Origin of the sequence: Streptomyces sp. NPDC014656, from assembly GCF_043084305.1 — a bacterium.
GTDB lineage: Bacteria > Actinomycetota > Actinomycetes > Streptomycetales > Streptomycetaceae > Streptomyces.
Map to the genome: position 1 here is coordinate 494009 of NZ_JBIBZN010000003.1, position 17241 is coordinate 511249.

Here is a 17241-nt window from a genome sequence, read left to right on the forward strand (position 1 = left end):
CTGCGGTACGGGGCTGGGAGGACGTCACTTGACCGCACCCGCGGTGAGGCCGGCGACGAGGTAGCGCTGGAGGAGGAGGAACCCGACGACGACGGGGACGCTCACCACGAGGGAGGCGGCCATCACCTGGTTCCAGTAGACGTCGTTGAGGGTGGCGTAGCCCTGGAGGCCGACGGCGAGCGTGCGGGTGGTGTCGTTGGTCATGACGGAGGCGAAGAGGACCTCGCCCCAGGCGGTCATGAAGGCGTAGATCGCGACGGCGATGATGCCGGGCCGGGCGGCGGGCACGATCACCCGGAACAGCGCCTTGACCGGCCCGCAGCCGTCGACCTTGGCCGCCTCGTCCAGCTCGCGCGGGATCGAGTCGAAGTATCCGGTGAGCATCCAGATGGAGAACGGCAGCGAGAAGGTCAGATAGGTGAGGATCAGACCCTCGCGGGAGCCGAACAGGGCGATGCCGGTGGCGTTGCCGAGGTTGACGTAGATGAGGAAGAGCGGCAGCAGGAAGAGGATGCCGGGGAACATCTGCGTCGACAGGACGGTGACGGTGAAGACCCGCTTGCCGCGGAAGGTGTAGCGGCTGACGGCGTACGCGGCGAAGATCGCGACGATCACCGACAGGACCGTGGCCCCGCCCGCGACGACGATCGAGTTCACGAAGTAGTCGGCGAGGGGGACCGTCTCCCAGATGTCGAAGTAGGGCGCCACGGTGAGCGTGGACGGGATCCACTCGAACGTGCCCGACACGTCCTCCAGCGGCTTCAGGGAGCTGGAGATCATCACGTACACCGGCAGCAGGACGAAGCCGGTGAGGGCGGTGAGGACGATCCGCCGGGTCCAGAGGAAGGACCGGGGCGGGGCCATCGGCGAGCGCGGCCGGGCCGTGCGGGCGTGGGCGGCGTCAGACATCGGAGGTCTTCCTTCCGCGGGTGGTGAGCAGGAGGTAGACGCCCGTGACGAGGAGCAGGAAGAGCAGCAGGAGCACGGACATGGCCGAGCCGGTGCCGAAGTTCCAGGTCTGGAAGGACGACTGGTAGATGTGGAGCGAGATGAGGTCCGCGGCTTCCGGTGCCGCCTCGCCGAAGAGCACGAACGGCGTGTTGAAGTCGTTGAAGGTCCACAGGAAGAGGACCAGGACGAGGACCTGGTTGACGGAGCGCAGGGACGGCAGGGTGATGTGCCGGATCTGCTTCCAGACGCCGGCGCCGTCGAGGGCGGCGGCCTCGTACATGTCGCGGGGGATGTTCTGGAGCCCGGCCATGACGGTGAGGAAGGCGAAGGGCCAGCCCTTCCAGACGGAGACGGCGAGCAGCGCCCAGAAGCTGTTGTCCCCGATGAGCCAGAAGGCGGGGCTGTCGCCGATGCCGAGCTGGTCGTGGAGGAGGTGGTTGATGACTCCGTTGTCGCGCTGGAACATGAACGCCCAGGTGATGACGGCGGCGTAGACCGGCAGGGCGTACGGCACGAGGAAGAGGGTGCGCAGGACGCCCCGGCCGCGGAAGTTCTCCTGGAGGAGGATCGCGGCGGCGGTGCCCAGCAGCCAGCACAGGCCGACGGAGAGCAGGGTGAACTGGCAGGTGGTGAGGAAGGACTTGAGCAGCGACTGGCCGACGGCCCCGTCGAAGTCGAGCGAGACCGAGAAGTTGTCCGATCCGGCCCAGGGGGCGGCGGCCCAGTCCCGGATGTAGAACTGGGTGAGTTCCTTGAAGCTCATGGCGATGCCCATGAGCATCGGCACGAGGTGCACCAGGAGTTCGAGGAGCAGGGCGGGCAGGAGCAGCAGGTAGGGCAGTGCGAGACGGCGACGCCCGGAGCGGCGTGCGGTGCGCGCCCCTCCGGGTGTGGCCTTGCGCACCGCCGGCTCCCGCGCGGGGGTGACGGCGGTCTGGGTCATGGTGCGGGTGCCTACTTCTTCGGCATCTGCTGCTGGGCCTTGTCGAGCTTGGCCTTGACGGACTCGGTGGTGACGGGCCGGCCGGCGGCGGCGTCGGCGAACAGCTCCTTGACGGCGGTGCCGACGACGGTCTCGAACTGCGACTCCTCCGGGACCTGCGGGAGGGCGGCGGCGCTGGTGGCGAGGGTGTCGCGGATGACGGCGAGGGACGGGCCGGAGAAGGCCTGGTCCTTCTGGGCCGTCTTGACCGGCGGCACGGAGCCGTAGGTCTTGTTGAGGGCGATCTGCTCCTCGTCGCTGGTCATGAACTTCACGAACTTCAGGGCGCCGTCGAGGTTCTTGGTGTTCTTGAAGACGGCCATGTTGATGCCGGCGACCATCGAGTTGGTGGCGGTGCCGGTGCCCGGCTTGCCCGAGGGGACGGGGGCGGGGACGACGCCCCACTCCTCCTCCGACATGCCCTGGGAGGCGAAGGTCTGCGAGGGGGTCTGCCAGAGGACCATGCCCGTCTTGTCCTTGGCGAAGTCGCTCAGGGACTGGTTCTGGGCGTACTCGGCGTTGCCCGGGGCGACGATCTTGTGGGTGGCCATGAGGTCGACGTACTGCTTGACGGCGGCGACGGCGCCGTCGGAGGTGAAGTCGGGCTTGCCGTCGGCCGTGAAGAAGTCGGCGCCGTGCTGCTTGCCGAGGACGAAGACCTGGTGGATGTTGTTGGAGAGGTTGGAGCCCTCGACGCCGATGCCGTTCTTGCCGTTCTCGCCGAGCTTCTTGCCGGCGGCGATCACCTCGTCCCAGGTCGTCGGCGGCTTGGCTATGCCGGCGTCCTTGAACATCTGCTTGTTGTAGTAGAGGGCGTAGGCCATCGAGTAGAGCGGGACGGCGGCCGGGTCCTGGCCGGGGACGCCGGTGGAGCCGAGGGCGGAGTCGACGAAGCGGTCCTTGCCGCCGATGGCGTCGAGGTTCTTGGCGTCCCAGGGGAGCAGGGCGCCGGTGGCCTGGAGGGAGGCGCTCCAGGTGTTGCCGATGTTGAGGACGTCGGGGCCCTGGCCGGAGGTGGTGGCGGTGAGGATCCGGTTGAGCAGGTCGGACCACGGGATCACCTCCAGCTTGACCTTGACGCCGGTGCGGCGCTCGAACTCGTCCAGCTCGGGCTGGAGGACCTTCTTGTCGACCTCCAGGCTGGAGCCCTGGTTGGAGGCCCAGTAGGTGAGGGTCTTCGGCGACTGGCCGCCGCCGTCCTCTCCGCCGCCGCCACAGGCGGTCGCGGTGAGGACGAGGGAGAGGGTGACGGCACCCGTGACGGCGGCTCTGATTCTGCGCATGGCTCCTGGTCCCTTTCAGGGAAGGCGGGAGTACCGACAGGGGGAGCGCCCGGACCGCTCTCCGCCGCATCGGCTTAATTTAGGATGTGAGTTAAACCCCATGAGAAGGTCGCGTCAAGGCTTGTCGTGCGGGTATGTTGCAGCCGACGACTACGACGGACGGGGACGACAGTGCACGGGAAGAGTGGCCGCACGGTGCGCGACCTGCGGCGCGAGAACCGGACGGCGGTGCTGCGCAGGCTCTATTTCGACGGCCCGATGAGCCGGCTGACGCTGGGCCCCGCGACGGGACTCAGCTCCGGGTCGATCAGCAACGTGGTCGCGGAACTGGTCGCCGAAGGGCTCGTCGAGGAGGCCGGCAGCGTCGACTCGGCCGGCGGGCGGCCCCGCACCCTGCTGCGGATCGCGCCGGACAGCGGCTGCATGATCGGCGTCGACATCGGCGAGACCCGGGTGCGGATCGAGCTGTTCGACCTCGCCCTCACCGAACTGGCCCGCACCGAGCGCCCTTTGGCGACCTCGGGGCCGAGGACGGGGCGGTACGAGGTGGGGCTCGTGGTGCGGCTGCTGCGGGACGGCATCGCGGAGGTGCTGCGCACGGCCGGCGTCCCCTCGGAGCGGCTGCTGGGCGTCGGGATCGGCGTCCCCGGCATCGTCGAGCGGACCCCGGAGGACGGGGCGGTGGTGCACGGCCAGACCATCGGCTGGGACGCGGTCCCGCTGGAGCGGCTGCTCCGGGAGGCGGTGGACCTGCCGCCGGAGGTGCCGTACCGGATCGAGAACGGCGCGAAGACCCTCGGTCAGGCCGAGATGTGGTTCGGCGCGGGGCGCGGCGCCCGCAGCGCCGTGGCCGTGCTCTTCGGCTCCGGCGTCGGCGCCTGCGTGGTCACGGACCCGCTGGGCCCCGGGCGGGCGCTGGAGTGGGGCCACCTGACGGTGCGCGTCCGGGGCCGGCGCTGCCGCTGCGGCGCCCAGGGCTGTCTGGAGGCCTACGCCGGCGCGGAGGCGCTGCTCGAACGGTGGCGGGAGGCGGGCGGCGAGCCGCCGGCCGGCGCCGACGAGGAGACGGCCCTGACCGCGATGCTCGCGGCGGCGTACCCGGCGGACGGCGGGGCCTCCGACCCCCGGCGGTCCGGCCCCCCGCCCGCCGGGACCGCCCCGCCCGCGCCGGACGCCCCGGACGCGGTGGCGCTCGCGGTGCTGGACGAGACCGCCGAGTACCTCGGGGCGGGGCTGGCCGACCTCATCAACCTCTTCCAGCCGGAGCGGATCCTCGTCGGCGGCTGGGCGGGGCTCCAGCTCGGCAGCCGCTTCCTCGGCTCCGTGACGGCCTACGCCCGCGCCTACGCGCTCCGCCACCCGGGCGGGCGCACGGAGATCGCGCTCGGCACGCTCGGTCCCGAGGCGGTGACGGTCGGGGCCGGGCTGCTGCCGCTGGTCGACTTCTTCGCCCAGGGCGGGCGCCGCCCCGAGCGGGCGCCCAGCATCCCGGCGCCCGCGTGGCAGACGGCGCTGCGGGACCGGGTCACCACCTGAGACCCGGCCCCGCGCCGGCTACGCGTAGGGGTCGAAGGGGATTCCGGCCGGCTTCGCCGAGGCCAGGTGGGAGGCGAAGCTGCCGTCCTTCAGCCCGAAGTGGGCGCTGCCGAAGTCGGCCTGGCTGAGCTTCTCGCGGAGGCCGGGCGGGTAGCCGTTCCAGCCGACGAGCGCGGGGAACTGCCAGGTGCCCTGGTGGTTCTCGGGCGGCTCGTCGTTGCCGTTCGCGGCCCGGAAGCAGTGGGTGCCGATGCCGTCCTTGTGGTAAACGATCTTCGGGTGGGTGCCGTCCCAGCGGATCCGGTCCCGGGCGTGGACGGTGAAGGAGCCGTGGTTCGAGGTGGAGACGTACTGGGCCTGCCCGTTCTGGATCCAGACGACGACGTGCTCCCAGTCGTGCCGGTGGCCGCCGAGCCCGCTGCCCCAGACGGCCTGGTCCTTCTCGAAGTACAGGCCGTAGAGCACCGCGCACCAGCCGTTGTTGCAGAGCGCGCGGGAGTAGCCGTTGGTGCTGGTCAGGTCCCAGGAGTCCCGGCACTGGCCGCTGACCGTGCCGGACGGGTTGAGTCCGGGGTTGAGGGTGCCGTCCGGGCCGATCGCGGCGGTCGGGTAGCAGCCGTCGGTGTCGTAGTCGTACGCGGGCTGATAGGTCTGCTCCAGGGCGTCCGCGTTCGCCGGGAGCGCGGGCGGCGGGGCGGCGAGGGCGCCGCCCGGGAAGGCGAGGAGGAGCGCGAGGGCGCTGCCGAGGACGGCGGCCCCCTTCGTGACACGGCGCGTGGTCTTCAACTCCGGCTCCCTGAGGGGGTCGAGGCGATGGGGGGTGGGTCGTGCGGTGGGGCGGGTGGTGGACCGGACGGTCGCGCGCTGACATGCCCACTCCAAGTCGCCGTCAAACGGCCGGCAACCGCGGACCGGCCTGGAACGTCCTGATCAGGGACGCCGGGGGAAGACCGAAGGACGACCGGGGAAAGGGCGGATGGCTGTGGCGGGGCGGGAAGGGAAACCGGGCACGAGGTGGCCGCGGGCGTTCCGGCGCGGGCCGGGCGGCGGACGCCGGCGCGGGTGGCTGCTCACCGGGCTCGGCGTCGTCACCGCCGGGCTGCTCGCGCTGCACCGGTTCGTGCCGAACGCCCCGGGGCGGCTGGGCAGCCTCCTGGAGTCCTTCCTCTTCTGGCTCGGCCCGTTCACCGTGCTGCTCCTGCTCTGCGCGGCGGTGCGCCGCGCCCGCGCGGCACTGCTCGCCCTGCTCCTCCCCGCCGCCGCCTGGACCCTGTCCTTCGGCCCGCTGCTGCTGCCCGCGCCCCCGCCCGGCGCGCGCGAACTCACCGTGCTCCAGCACAACGTGGCCGACGACAACGCCGACCCGGAGGGCACGGCCCGGGCGCTCGCCGACAGCGGCGCCGACCTGATCGCCCTCCAGGAGCTGGTCGACCCGGCCCTCGCCGTCTACCGGCAGGCGCTCGCGCCCCGCTACCCGTACCACTCCGTCCAGGGCACGGTCGGACTCTGGTCCCGCCACCCGCTCACCGGCGCCCGGGCGCTGGACATCCGGCCCCGGGACATCACGGAGCCGTGGCGGCGGGCGCTGCGGGCCGAGGTGCGCACGCCGTACGGGGAGGTGGCGGCGTACGTCGTCCACCTGCCGTCCGTCCGCCTCGGCCCCGGCGGACTCGGCTCGGCGCGCCGCGACGAGAGCGCCGCCCTCCTCGGCGGGATCCTGGCGGCGGAGGCCTCCGCCCGGGTCGTCCTCGCGGGCGACCTCAACGGCACGGTCGACGACCGCGGCCTCGCCCCGCTGACCTCACGCCTCGCCGCCCCCGAGCGCGGCCTCGCCCTGAGCTACCCCGCCGCCCTCCCCCTGGCCCGCATCGACCAGGTCCTCGCCCGCGGCGCCCACGTCCCCGCCGTCCGCACCCTTCCGGCCACCGGGAGCGACCACCTGCCGGTGCTGGTCCGGGTCTCCCTGCACGGCCCGACCCGCCCCTGAGACTCGGCCTCCGCACCGGACCGGCCGCCCGGCGGGGCCCGGCTGCCGCCGCTTCACGGGTCCGGGGGCGAACCCGGCATGGATCCGCCCCCCTGGCGCGGGACGGGCACGGCCGTCTCCGACCGCCGACGGCTTCTCGCCACCCCCGGCGCGGGCGGCCGGTCCGCTCCCGTCCGGGGCCGCGCGCGGGCGCGGACGAGGGTGCGGGAGCGGGTCCCCCGCCCCCGTAACCTCCCGAACGCGTCACCACCCCGGGCCCGCCGGAAGGGGCGCAACACCCTTTCGAGACTTCGGGAGTTGGAGGCGGGAGGGGTTGACGGGGGCTCGGCGCCTCCATAAGTTCACAGCTTGATAAAAGGCTTGCCGCTTTGCGGGACACGTACGGGCCCGGGCGGGCCGGATCCGTACGGCACCGCGGCACCGCCTCGACGAAAGGGTTGTCAGGTGCAGCTCAATCTTTTGCGGGGTGCGCGCCACCGGGCGCGCCCCCGCTCGCTCGCCGCCCTCCTCACCGGCGCCCTCGTGGCGACCGGCCTGGTCCTCACCGCCCCCGGCACCGCGCAGGCGGCCGGGGAGCGGGTGGACGTCTGGCTGACCACCACCTCCGACGCCGGAGGACGTACCGTCACGCGGGGACTCGCCCCCCAGGCCCCGCTCGCCTTCGGCCCCGCCGGCGGCGGCGCGAGCCACACGATCACCGTCGACGAGTCCACCACCTACCAGCAGTTCGAGGGCGGCGGCGCCTCGATCACCGACACCACCGCCCACCTCCTGCGTGGCGGGGCGATCAGCGCCGCCACCCGCGACGAGGTGATGCGCAAGCTCTTCTCGCCGACCGACGGCATCGGACTCTCCTTCGTCCGCAACCCCATCGGCGCCTCGGACCTCTCCCGGCCGGGGAACGTCTCCCTCGACGACACCTGCTGCGACCTGAACGACTTCGGCGCCAACGGCTACGACACGAACGTGCGGCTGCTGACCGCGCAGGCGAAGCAGCTCAACCCGGCGCTGCGGGTCAAGGGCGTGCCCTGGAGCGCGCCCGGCTGGATGAAGGACAACGGCCGGATGGACCAGATGGGCTGGCTCAAGTGGGAGCACTACCCCACCTACGCCCAGTACCTGGTCAAGTACGTCCAGAGCTACCGGGCGGCGGGGATCGAGGTCGACTACCTCTCGGTGCAGAACGAGCCGAACTGCTGCCAGGCCGGGAACCCCACCGCCATGAACTACCCCGGCATGAGCTGGAACCCCTCCGGGCTCGTCGAGTTCACCAAGAACCACCTCTACCCGGCGCTGCGCGCCGCCGGCCTCACCACCAAGGTCCTCGTCCACGACTGGAACTACGGCGACTACGCGAACTTCGGCGCGGGGATCCTCGGTGACGCCGGGGTCCGGAACGACCCGCTCTTCGGCGGCATCGCCTGGCACGGCTACTTCGGCGACCCCGCCGTCGGCAGCCAGGTCCACGACCAGTACCCGGCGGTGCGGCAGTTCAGCACCGAGCACTCGGGCGGCACCTGGATCGGCAACCAGCACGACGAGGACCTGAAGGACATCGTCTCCTACGCCCGCAACTGGAGCGGCAGCCTGGTCAAGTGGAGCCTGGCGCTCAACCAGGACATGGGCCCGCACAACGGCGGCTGCGGCACCTGCACCGGGCTCGTCACCGTGCAGGAGGGCGGCGCGCGGGCCGGGCAGGTCGACTACACGGTCGAGTACTACACGACCGGCCACCTCACCAAGTTCGTGCGGCCGGGGGCGTACCGGATCGCCTCCACCGACAACGCCACCGTGCAGAACGTGGCCTGGCGCAACCCCGACGGCTCCAAGGCGCTCATCGCGCACAACCGCGGCGGCTCCACGCAGTCCGTCCGCGTCGACTGGGGCGGCCAGTCCTTCACGTACGGCCTCCCCGCGCACACCACCGCCACCTTCACCTGGTCCGGGACGCCGGGCGGCGGCACGCCCGCCGGGGCGCTGACCGGGCTCGCGGGCAAGTGCCTGGACGTGGCCGGGGCGGCGACCGCCGACGGCACCGCCGTCCAGCTCCACGGCTGCAACGGCACGGCGGCGCAGCGGTGGACGCTCGCCGCCGACGGCAGCGTGCGGGCGCTCGGCAAGTGCCTCGACGTCACCGGCGGCGCGGTCGCCGACGGCAGCAAGGTGCAGCTCTACACCTGCAACGGGACGGGCGCCCAGCGGTGGCGGTACGACCCCGTCACCCACGACGTGGTGAACACCGCGGCCGACAAGTGCCTGGACGTGACCGGCAATTCCTCCGCCGACGGCACCCGGGCGCAGATCTGGACCTGCACCGGCGGCGCCAACCAGAAGTGGACCCACCAGGCGTCCTGACCTCCCCGGCCCGGCCCACCGGGGCCGGGCCGGACCCGTCAGGGCCCGTCCGATCCGGTTCGATCCGGTTCGCCGGGGCCGGGGTGTCACGCCCCCGCCCCCGTCTCCCCCGCACCTCCGTCTCCAGGAGCACCGCATGCCGCACCCGCACCACCGCAGGAGAGCGCGCGCCCGAGGGGTCGCCGCCACCGCCGTCACCGCGCTGATCGCCGGACTCGTCGGGGCCGGGCCCAGCGGCGCCGCCGCCGGCGCGGACGACGGGCCGCCGCCCCGCGCCGTCGACCGTTTCGAGGGCGAGGTGCCCTTCGCGGGGCCGCCCGCCGAGGGGATCTTCACCTGGGGCGGCGACGCCGACGACCATCCGGCGCTCGCGCTCGCCGAGCGGGCCGACGCCCCCGAGGGCGACAAGGTCCTCGAAGGCCGCTACGACATCAGCGCCTGGGGCGGCTTCACCCACGACTTCGCCTTCGACGAGCCGGCCGAGGACTGGACCGCCCACCGGGGCATCCGCTTCTGGTGGTACGGGCAGAACACCGCGCCGCTGCCGCCCGGTTCGGGCAAGCGGATCAACTTCGAGCTGAAGGACGGCGGCGCGAACGGCGAGGCGTCCGAGCTGTGGACGACCTCCTTCACCGACGACTGGGAGGGCTGGCACCTGGTCGAGCTGCCCTTCTCGTCCTTCGCCTACCGCGCCGACTACCAGCCGGTCGGCGGCATCGACCAGGTCCTCGGCCTCGACCGGATGTGGGGGTACGCGCTGACCCTGCCGACGGGCGCGCCGGGTTCGTTCGCGCTCGACGGGGTGGAGCTGTACGGGAAGGCCGATCCGGCGCTGACCACGCAGGTGGTCACGGGGGCGGCCGTGCACCCGGTGGCGGAGGGTTCCGCCGCCCGGATCGACGTCACCCTGAACACGACGGGCGCGGCGCCCACGGACCAGCCGGTCACCGTCGCGTACACGACGGACGACGCCGGGCCCGCCGAGGCGGGGAAGGACTACCGGCCGGTGGCCGGCAGCCTCGTCTTCCCGGCCGGGACGCCCTCCGGCACCACCCGCTCGATCACCGTGGAGACGGTGCGGGACCGGTCCGCCGAGGCGGCCGAGACGATCCCGGTGCGGCTGACCGTCGAGGGGGCGAAGGCCCCCGCCGAGGACCCGGTCGTCGTGGTGGACGCGCACGGGCTGCCGTACCTCGACACCCGGCTTCCGGTGAAGCGGCGGGTCGCCGACCTGCTGTCCCGGATGACCCTGGCGGAGAAGGCCGGGCAGATGACCCAGGCCGAGCGGAACGCCCTGCGCGCGCCCGGTGACATCGCCGGGTACGCGCTCGGCTCGCTGCTCTCCGGCGGCGGTTCGGTGCCCTCCCCCAACACGCCCGAGGCGTGGGCGCGGATGATCGACGGCTACCAGCTGCGGACCCGCGCGACCCGCCTCCAGATCCCGCTGGTCTACGGCGTGGACGCGGTGCACGGGCACAACAACGTGGCCGGGGCCACGATCATGCCGCACAACGTCGGCATCGGCGCCTCCCGCGACCCCAGCCTCGCCGCGCGGACCGGCGCCGTGACGGCGAAGGAGGTGCGGGCCACCGGCGTGCCGTGGGACTTCGCGCCCTGCCTGTGCGTGTCGCGGGACGAGCGCTGGGGCCGGTCGTACGAGGCGTTCGGCGAGGACCCGGCGCTGGTGACCGCGATGGAGACGGTCATCCAGGGGATGCAGGGCGCGGCCGACGGGCGCGACCTGGACCGGAACGACAAGGTGCTGACCAGCGCCAAGCACTTCGTGGGCGACGGCGGCACGGAGTTCGGCTCGTCCACGACGGGCTCGTACACGATCGACCAGGGCGTCACCCGGGTGACCCGCGAGGAGCTGGAGGCGGTGCACCTGGCGCCGTTCGCGGAGGCCGTGAGGCGGGGCGCGGGCACGGTGATGCCCTCGTACTCCTCGGTCGACGTCATCGGGGACGGCCGCGGGCCGGTGAAGATGCACGCCGACGCGGAGCTGATCAACGGGGTGCTGAAGGACCGGATGGGCTTCGAGGGCTTCGTCATCAGCGACTGGCAGGCCATCGACCAGATCCCCGGCGACTACCCCAGTGACGTGCGGACCTCGGTCAACGCCGGCCTGGACATGATCATGGTGCCGACGAACTACCAGGACTTCACCCGGACCCTGGTGGCCGAGGTCGGGGCGGGCCGGATCCCGGTCCCGCGGATCGACGACGCCGTCTCCCGGATCCTCACCCAGAAGTTCCGGCTCGGGCTCTTCGAGAAGCCGTACGCGGACACCACCCACCTCTCCTCGGTCGGCTCGGCCGAGCACCGGGCGGTGGCCCGCGAGGCCGCCGCGGCCTCGCAGGTGCTGCTGAAGAACGAGGGCGGGGTGCTGCCGCTCAAGGCCTCGCAGAAGGTCTACGTGGCCGGCTCGAACGCCGACGACCTGGGCAACCAGACCGGCGGCTGGACCATCAGCTGGCAGGGCGGCTCCGGGAAGCGGACCACCGGCACCACGATCCTGGAGGGGATGCGGAAGGCCGCGCCCGGGCTCACCTGGTCGAAGGACGCCTCCGCGCCGGTCGAGGGGTACGACGCCGGGGTCGTCGTGGTCGGCGAGACGCCGTACGCGGAGGGCGTCGGGGACGTCGGGAACGGGCACGACCTGGAGCTGAGCGCCGCCGACCGGGCGGCGGTGGACCGGGTGTGCGCGGCGATGCCGTGCGCGGTGCTGGTCGTCTCGGGGCGCCCGCAGCTGGTCGGCGACCTGCTGCCGGGCATCGACGCGCTGGTGGCGTCCTGGCTGCCGGGCACGGAGGGCGACGGCGTCGCGGACGTGCTCTACGGACGGAAGCCGTTCACCGGGCAGCTGCCGGTGACCTGGCCCCGGTCGGAGGCCCAGCTGCCGATCAACGTCGGGGACGCCTCGTACGCCCCGCAGTACCCGTACGGCTGGGGGCTCACCACCCTGACGGAGGCGCCGAGGGGCGGGGAGGCCACGCTGAAGGCCCTCGGGCTGGCGGCCCGGGTGCTCCAGGCCGCCGGGCGGGGCGATTCACCCGAGGCGCGGCGCCTGGTGGCCCGGGCGCGGCTGCTGGTGCAGGATCGCATCGGGCAGGAGGTCACGGAGGCGGTGGCGAAGCCGTTCGCCGAGGCCGACCACCGGCTGCTGTCCGGTGACCCGGCGGGCGCGGTGGCGCGTCTGACCGTGGCCTACCGAGCGGCCGGCTGAGCACGGGGTCCGGTGGCCGGCCCCCTCCGGGGCCGGCCACCGGACCCCCCTGCATTGCATAGCCATGCGGATTCATGCATACTATTGCCATGTCCAAGGTTCTCACCTCCCTTCCCGTCGGCGAGCGCGTCGGCATCGCCTTCTCCGGTGGTCTCGACACCTCCGTCGCGGTCGCGTGGATGCGTGACAAGGGCGCGGTCCCCTGCACGTACACCGCCGACATCGGCCAGTACGACGAGCCCGACATCGCCTCGGTGCCCGGGCGCGCCCAGACCTACGGCGCCGAGGTGGCCCGCCTGGTCGACTGCCGCGCCGCGCTGGTCGAGGAGGGGCTGGCCGCGCTCACCTGCGGCGCCTTCCACATCCGCTCCGGCGGCCGGGCCTACTTCAACACCACCCCGCTGGGCCGCGCCGTCACCGGCACCCTCCTGGTGCGGGCGATGATGGAGGACGACGTCCAGATCTGGGGCGACGGCTCGACCTTCAAGGGCAACGACATCGAGCGGTTCTACCGCTACGGCCTGCTGGCCAACCCGCACCTGCGGATCTACAAGCCGTGGCTGGACGCCGACTTCGTCACCGAGCTCGGCGGCCGCAAGGAGATGTCGGAGTGGCTCGTCGCCCACGACCTCCCCTACCGGGACTCCACCGAGAAGGCGTACTCCACCGACGCCAACATCTGGGGCGCCACCCACGAGGCGAAGACCCTGGAGCACCTGGACACCGGCGTCGAGACCGTCGACCCGATCATGGGCGTGCGGTTCTGGGACCCGTCCGTCGAGATCGCCCCCGAGGACGTGACGATCGGCTTCGAGCAGGGCCGGCCCGTCACCGTCAACGGCAAGGAGTTCGCCTCCGCCGTCGACCTGGTGATGGAGGCCAACGCCATCGGCGGCCGGCACGGCCTGGGCATGTCCGACCAGATCGAGAACCGGATCATCGAGGCCAAGAGCCGCGGCATCTACGAGGCCCCCGGCATGGCGCTGCTGCACGCCGCCTACGAGCGCCTCGTCAACGCCATCCACAACGAGGACACCCTCGCCCAGTACCACAACGAGGGCCGCCGGCTCGGCCGCCTCATGTACGAGGGCCGCTGGCTGGACCCGCAGGCGCTGATGATCCGCGAGTCGCTCCAGCGCTGGGTCGGCGCCGCCGTCACCGGCGAGGTCACCCTGCGGCTGCGGCGCGGCGAGGACTACTCGATCCTCGACACCACCGGCCCGGCCTTCAGCTACCACCCGGACAAGCTGTCCATGGAGCGCACCGAGGACTCCGCCTTCGGCCCGCTGGACCGGATCGGCCAGCTGACCATGCGCAACCTCGACATCGCCGACTCCCGCGCCAAGCTGGAGCAGTACGCCGGCATCGGCCTCATCGGCGCCGGCAGCCCCGCCGTCGGCGCCGCGCAGGCCGCCGCCACCGGCCTCATCGGCTCGCTCACCGAGGGCGGCGCCGAGGTCATCGCCTCCCGCGGCGAGACCCCCGACAGCGAGGAGACGGCGCTCGACCGCGCCGCCATGGAGACCGGCACCGACTAGTCCCCGGCGATCCGAGCGACACCCGAGGAGGGGCGGCCCGTGCCGCCCCTCCTCGGCGTGTGCCGCCCCTCCGCCCGGCCCCCGCCGATGTTCCCGGTCAGCGGGAAACGGCTCCTGCGCCGGGCCGCCCCCGCCTGCGAGGCTCCCCTCCGTCGTGGATCCACACAAGGAGGTCGTGACGGATCATGAGGGGCGCCAAGACTCTGGCCGGGCTCGCGGACTGGGCGGCCGACGCCTACGGGGACGAGGAGGCACTCGTCCTCGGCGGGGACCGCTGGACCTTCCGGGAACTGCGGGACCGCGTCGACGAGCTGGCCCGGGCGGTGATCGCACGGGGACTGCGCCCCGGCGACGCCGTCGCCGTGTGGGCGCCGAACAGCGCCCGGTGGGTGGTGGCCGCGCTCGGCGCGGTGGCCGCCGGGGGCGTCCTCGTCCCCGTGAACACCCGCTACCGGGCGGCCGAGGCCGCCGACATCCTGCGCCGCTCCCGCGCCAGACTGCTCTTCACCGAGCACGACTTCCTGGGCACGGACTACCGCGCGCTGCTCAAGGACTCCGGCGAGGAACTGCCGCACCTGGAGCGGACGGTGGCCCTGCACGCGGAGGACTGGCCGGAGTTCCTGGCCGCCGCGGACCGGGTGACGGAGGCGGAGCGGCTGGCCCGCTCGGCCTCCGTCCGCCCGGACGACCCGGCCGACGTCCTCTTCACCTCCGGCACCACCGGCCGGCCCAAGGGCGTCCCCGCCACCCACGGACAGAACCTGCGCGTGTACGACGCCTGGGCGCGCACGGTCACCCTGCGGCGCGGCGACCGCTACCTCCTGGTGAACCCCTTCTTCCACGCCTTCGGCTACAAGGCGGGCGTCCTCGCCTGCCTGCTGCACGGGGCGACGATCGTCCCCGAACCGGTCTTCGACGCGGAGAAGGTCCTCGCCCTGATGCGGGACGAGCGGATCTCCGTCCTCACCGGGGCGCCCACCGTCTTCACCTCGCTCGTCCACCACCCGGACCGCGCCTCGTACGACCTGAGCGCGATGCGCATGGCGGTCACGGGCGCGGCGAACATCCCGACCGCCCTCATCGAGCAGATCAGGACGTGCCTCGGCGCCCGCGCCGTCTCCACCGCCTACGGGCTGACGGAATCGACCGGGGTGGTGGCGATCTGCCCGCCGCACGAGTCGCCCGAGACGCTCGCCCACACCTCCGGCACCGCCCTGGAGGGCACCGAACTGCGCGTCGACGCGCCGCCCGGAGAGCCCGGCGAGATCCTGACCCGCGGCTTCCACGTGATGCGCGGCTACCTCGACGACCCCGGGGCGACGGCCGAGGCGGTGGACCCGGACGGCTGGCTGCGCACCGGCGACGTCGGCGTCCTCGACGCCCGCGGCTTCCTGCGGATCACCGACCGGCTCAAGGACATGTTCGTCGTCGGCGGGTTCAACGTGTACCCGGCGGAGGTCGAGCAGATCCTGCGGGCCCACCCGGCCGTCCTGGACGCGGCGGTCGTCGGCGTCCAGGACGGGCGGCTCGGCGAGGTCGGCGTGGCGTACTGCGTCCCCGCGGCCGGCGCCCGGATCGACGCCGCCGAACTCACCTCGTACACCCGTGGGCGCCTGGCCAACTTCAAGGCCCCGCGCGCCTTCCACACGCTCCCGGCCCTCCCGCACAACGCGGCGGGCAAGGTCGACAAGGGCGCCCTGCGACGGCTGGCGGGGAACCCCGCCGGCGGATGAGGAGCACGCACGTGAACGACGGCACCACCACCCCCACCGATGTCGACGTGATCGTCGTCGGGGCGGGGGTCACCGGCCTGTACGCCGTGCACCGGCTGCGCGGACTCGGCCTGCGCGTGCGCGGGTTCGAGCGCGGCGACGACGTGGGCGGGGTCTGGTACTGGAACCGCTACCCCGGCGCCCGCTGCGACGTGGAGTCGGTGGACTACTCGTACTCCTTCGACGGGGAGCTCCAGCAGGAGTGGGACTGGAGCGAGAGGTACGCCACCCAGCCCGAGATCTTCCGCTACCTCGGCCACGTCGCCGACCGCTTCGCCCTGCGCGACGCCTACTCCTTCGGCACCTCGGTCCGCTCGGCCGAGCTCGACGAGGAGACGCTGACGTGGACGGTCCGCACGGACCGGGGCGAGACGGTGACGGCACGGTTCTGCGTCTTCGCCGTCGGCTGCCTCTCCGCCACCCACCGCCCGGACATACCGGGGGCCGCGGAGTTCGCCGGCCCCGTCCACCACACCGGGGCGTGGCCCCACGAGGGCGTCGACCTCACGGGCCTGCGGGTCGGGGTCGTCGGCACCGGCTCGTCCGGCATCCAGGCGGTGCCGCTCCTCGCCGAACGGGCCGCCCACCTGACGGTCTTCCAGCGCAGCGCCAACTACAGCGTCCCGGCCGGCAACCGCCCCCTGGACGAGGAGACGCGCGCCGCGCAGAAGGCCGGGTACGCCGAGCGGCGGCGGCTGGCGCGGCTCAGCGGCGGCGGCTCGCCGCACCGGGCCCACCCCTCGGGGACCTTCGAGGTGTCCGAGGAGGAGCGGCGGGCCGCGTTCGAGGAGCGCTGGCGGCTCGGCGGGGTGCTGTACTCCAAGACCTTCCCCGACCAGCTCACCGACCCGGCGGCCAACGACGCGGCGCGCGCCTTCTGGGAGGAGAAGGTCCGGGGCCTCGTCGCGGACCCGGCCGTCGCCGACCTGCTGGTCCCCACCGACCACCCGATCGGCACCAAGCGGATCGTCACGGACTCCGGCTACTACGAGACGTTCAACCGGCCCGACGTCCGTCTGGTCGGGCTGCGCGAGAACCCGATCGACCGGATCGAGAGCCGCGGGGTCGTGCTGGCCGACGGCACCCTGGTCGAGCTGGACGCGCTGGTCTTCGCCACCGGCTTCGACGCGATGACCGGCGCGCTCGACCGGATCGAGGTGCGGGGGCGCGGCGGGCGCCTGCTGCGGGACGACTGGGCCGCCGGCCCCCGGACCTATCTGGGCCTGGGCGTGGACGGCTTCCCGAACCTGTTCAGCCTGACCGGGGCCGGCAGCCCGTCCGTGATGGCGAACGTGGTGCTCTGCGCCGAGCAGCACGTCGACTGGCTGGCGGACTGCCTGCGCCACCTCGACGCGCACGGCCTGAGGGGGATCGAGGCGCGGGAGGACGCCGTCGAGAAGTGGGTCGCGGAGTGCCGCGACCGGGCGGCGGCCACCCTCTTCCCGGCGGCGGACTCCTGGTACCTGGGCGCCAACATCCCCGGAAAGCCGCGGGTGTTCATGCCGTTCATCGGGGGCTTCGCGGTGTACGGGGAGATCATCGCGGGCGTCGCGGAGAACGGCTACGAGGGGTTCGACCTCATCGGACCGTGACGGAGCCGGGGACGCGCCC

The 17241-nt window shown here is 73.1% G+C and carries 11 protein-coding genes; 7 read left to right on the forward strand and 4 right to left on the reverse strand.

What is annotated here, in order from left to right:
• Positions 1-24: 24 nt before the first annotated feature.
• The 3 genes from ACF1ED_RS09500 to ACF1ED_RS09510 are packed head-to-tail and all read right to left on the reverse strand — an operon-like array spanning position 25 to position 3216.
• Complete coding sequence (locus ACF1ED_RS09500; RefSeq protein ID WP_391758279.1) at positions 25-909, reverse strand: carbohydrate ABC transporter permease; 885 nt, start codon at positions 907-909, stop codon at positions 25-27.
• A complete protein-coding gene (locus tag ACF1ED_RS09505) occupies positions 902-1894 on the reverse strand; it encodes a carbohydrate ABC transporter permease (protein ID WP_391758281.1) in 993 nt (330 codons plus the stop codon). The genes ACF1ED_RS09500 and ACF1ED_RS09505 overlap by 8 nt, the downstream gene beginning before the upstream one ends.
• A gap of 11 nt (positions 1895-1905) precedes the next feature.
• Positions 1906-3216, reverse strand: coding sequence for an ABC transporter substrate-binding protein (locus ACF1ED_RS09510; RefSeq protein WP_391758283.1), 1311 nt, complete (start codon positions 3214-3216; stop codon positions 1906-1908).
• A 171-nt stretch (positions 3217-3387) separates the two neighbouring features.
• Here ACF1ED_RS09510 and ACF1ED_RS09515 point away from each other — a divergent pair, with 171 nt between their 5' ends.
• Positions 3388-4752, forward strand: coding sequence for an ROK family protein (locus ACF1ED_RS09515; RefSeq protein WP_391758285.1), 1365 nt, complete (start codon positions 3388-3390; stop codon positions 4750-4752).
• 18 nt (positions 4753-4770) lie between these two features.
• Here the strand turns inward: ACF1ED_RS09515 and ACF1ED_RS09520 are convergent, their stop codons facing one another.
• Complete coding sequence (locus ACF1ED_RS09520; RefSeq protein WP_391758287.1) at positions 4771-5538, reverse strand: NPP1 family protein; 768 nt, start codon at positions 5536-5538, stop codon at positions 4771-4773.
• A gap of 190 nt (positions 5539-5728) precedes the next feature.
• Between ACF1ED_RS09520 and ACF1ED_RS09525 the strand changes: the two genes are divergently transcribed.
• The 6 genes from ACF1ED_RS09525 (at position 5729) to ACF1ED_RS09550 (ending at position 17222) form a co-directional block, all read left to right on the forward strand.
• Complete coding sequence (locus ACF1ED_RS09525; RefSeq protein WP_391758289.1) at positions 5729-6739, forward strand: endonuclease/exonuclease/phosphatase family protein; 1011 nt, start codon at positions 5729-5731, stop codon at positions 6737-6739.
• A 444-nt stretch (positions 6740-7183) separates the two neighbouring features.
• A complete protein-coding gene (locus ACF1ED_RS09530; protein ID WP_391758291.1) occupies positions 7184-9094 on the forward strand; it encodes a ricin-type beta-trefoil lectin domain protein in 1911 nt (636 codons plus the stop codon).
• Between the two features lie 136 nt (positions 9095-9230).
• On the forward strand, positions 9231-12320 hold the full coding sequence (locus ACF1ED_RS09535) for a glycoside hydrolase family 3 N-terminal domain-containing protein (RefSeq protein ID WP_391758293.1): 3090 nt from the start codon (positions 9231-9233) through the stop codon (positions 12318-12320).
• An 89-nt stretch (positions 12321-12409) separates the two neighbouring features.
• Positions 12410-13858: an argininosuccinate synthase gene (gene argG, locus ACF1ED_RS09540; RefSeq protein WP_391758295.1), complete on the forward strand. Its 1449-nt coding sequence runs from the start codon at positions 12410-12412 to the stop codon at positions 13856-13858.
• Positions 13859-14043: 185 nt separating this feature from the next.
• Positions 14044-15591: a FadD3 family acyl-CoA ligase gene (locus ACF1ED_RS09545; protein WP_391758297.1), complete on the forward strand. Its 1548-nt coding sequence runs from the start codon at positions 14044-14046 to the stop codon at positions 15589-15591.
• Positions 15592-15602: 11 nt separating this feature from the next.
• On the forward strand, positions 15603-17222 hold the full coding sequence (locus ACF1ED_RS09550; RefSeq protein WP_391758299.1) for a flavin-containing monooxygenase: 1620 nt from the start codon (positions 15603-15605) through the stop codon (positions 17220-17222).
• The last annotated feature ends 19 nt before the right edge of the window (positions 17223-17241 follow it).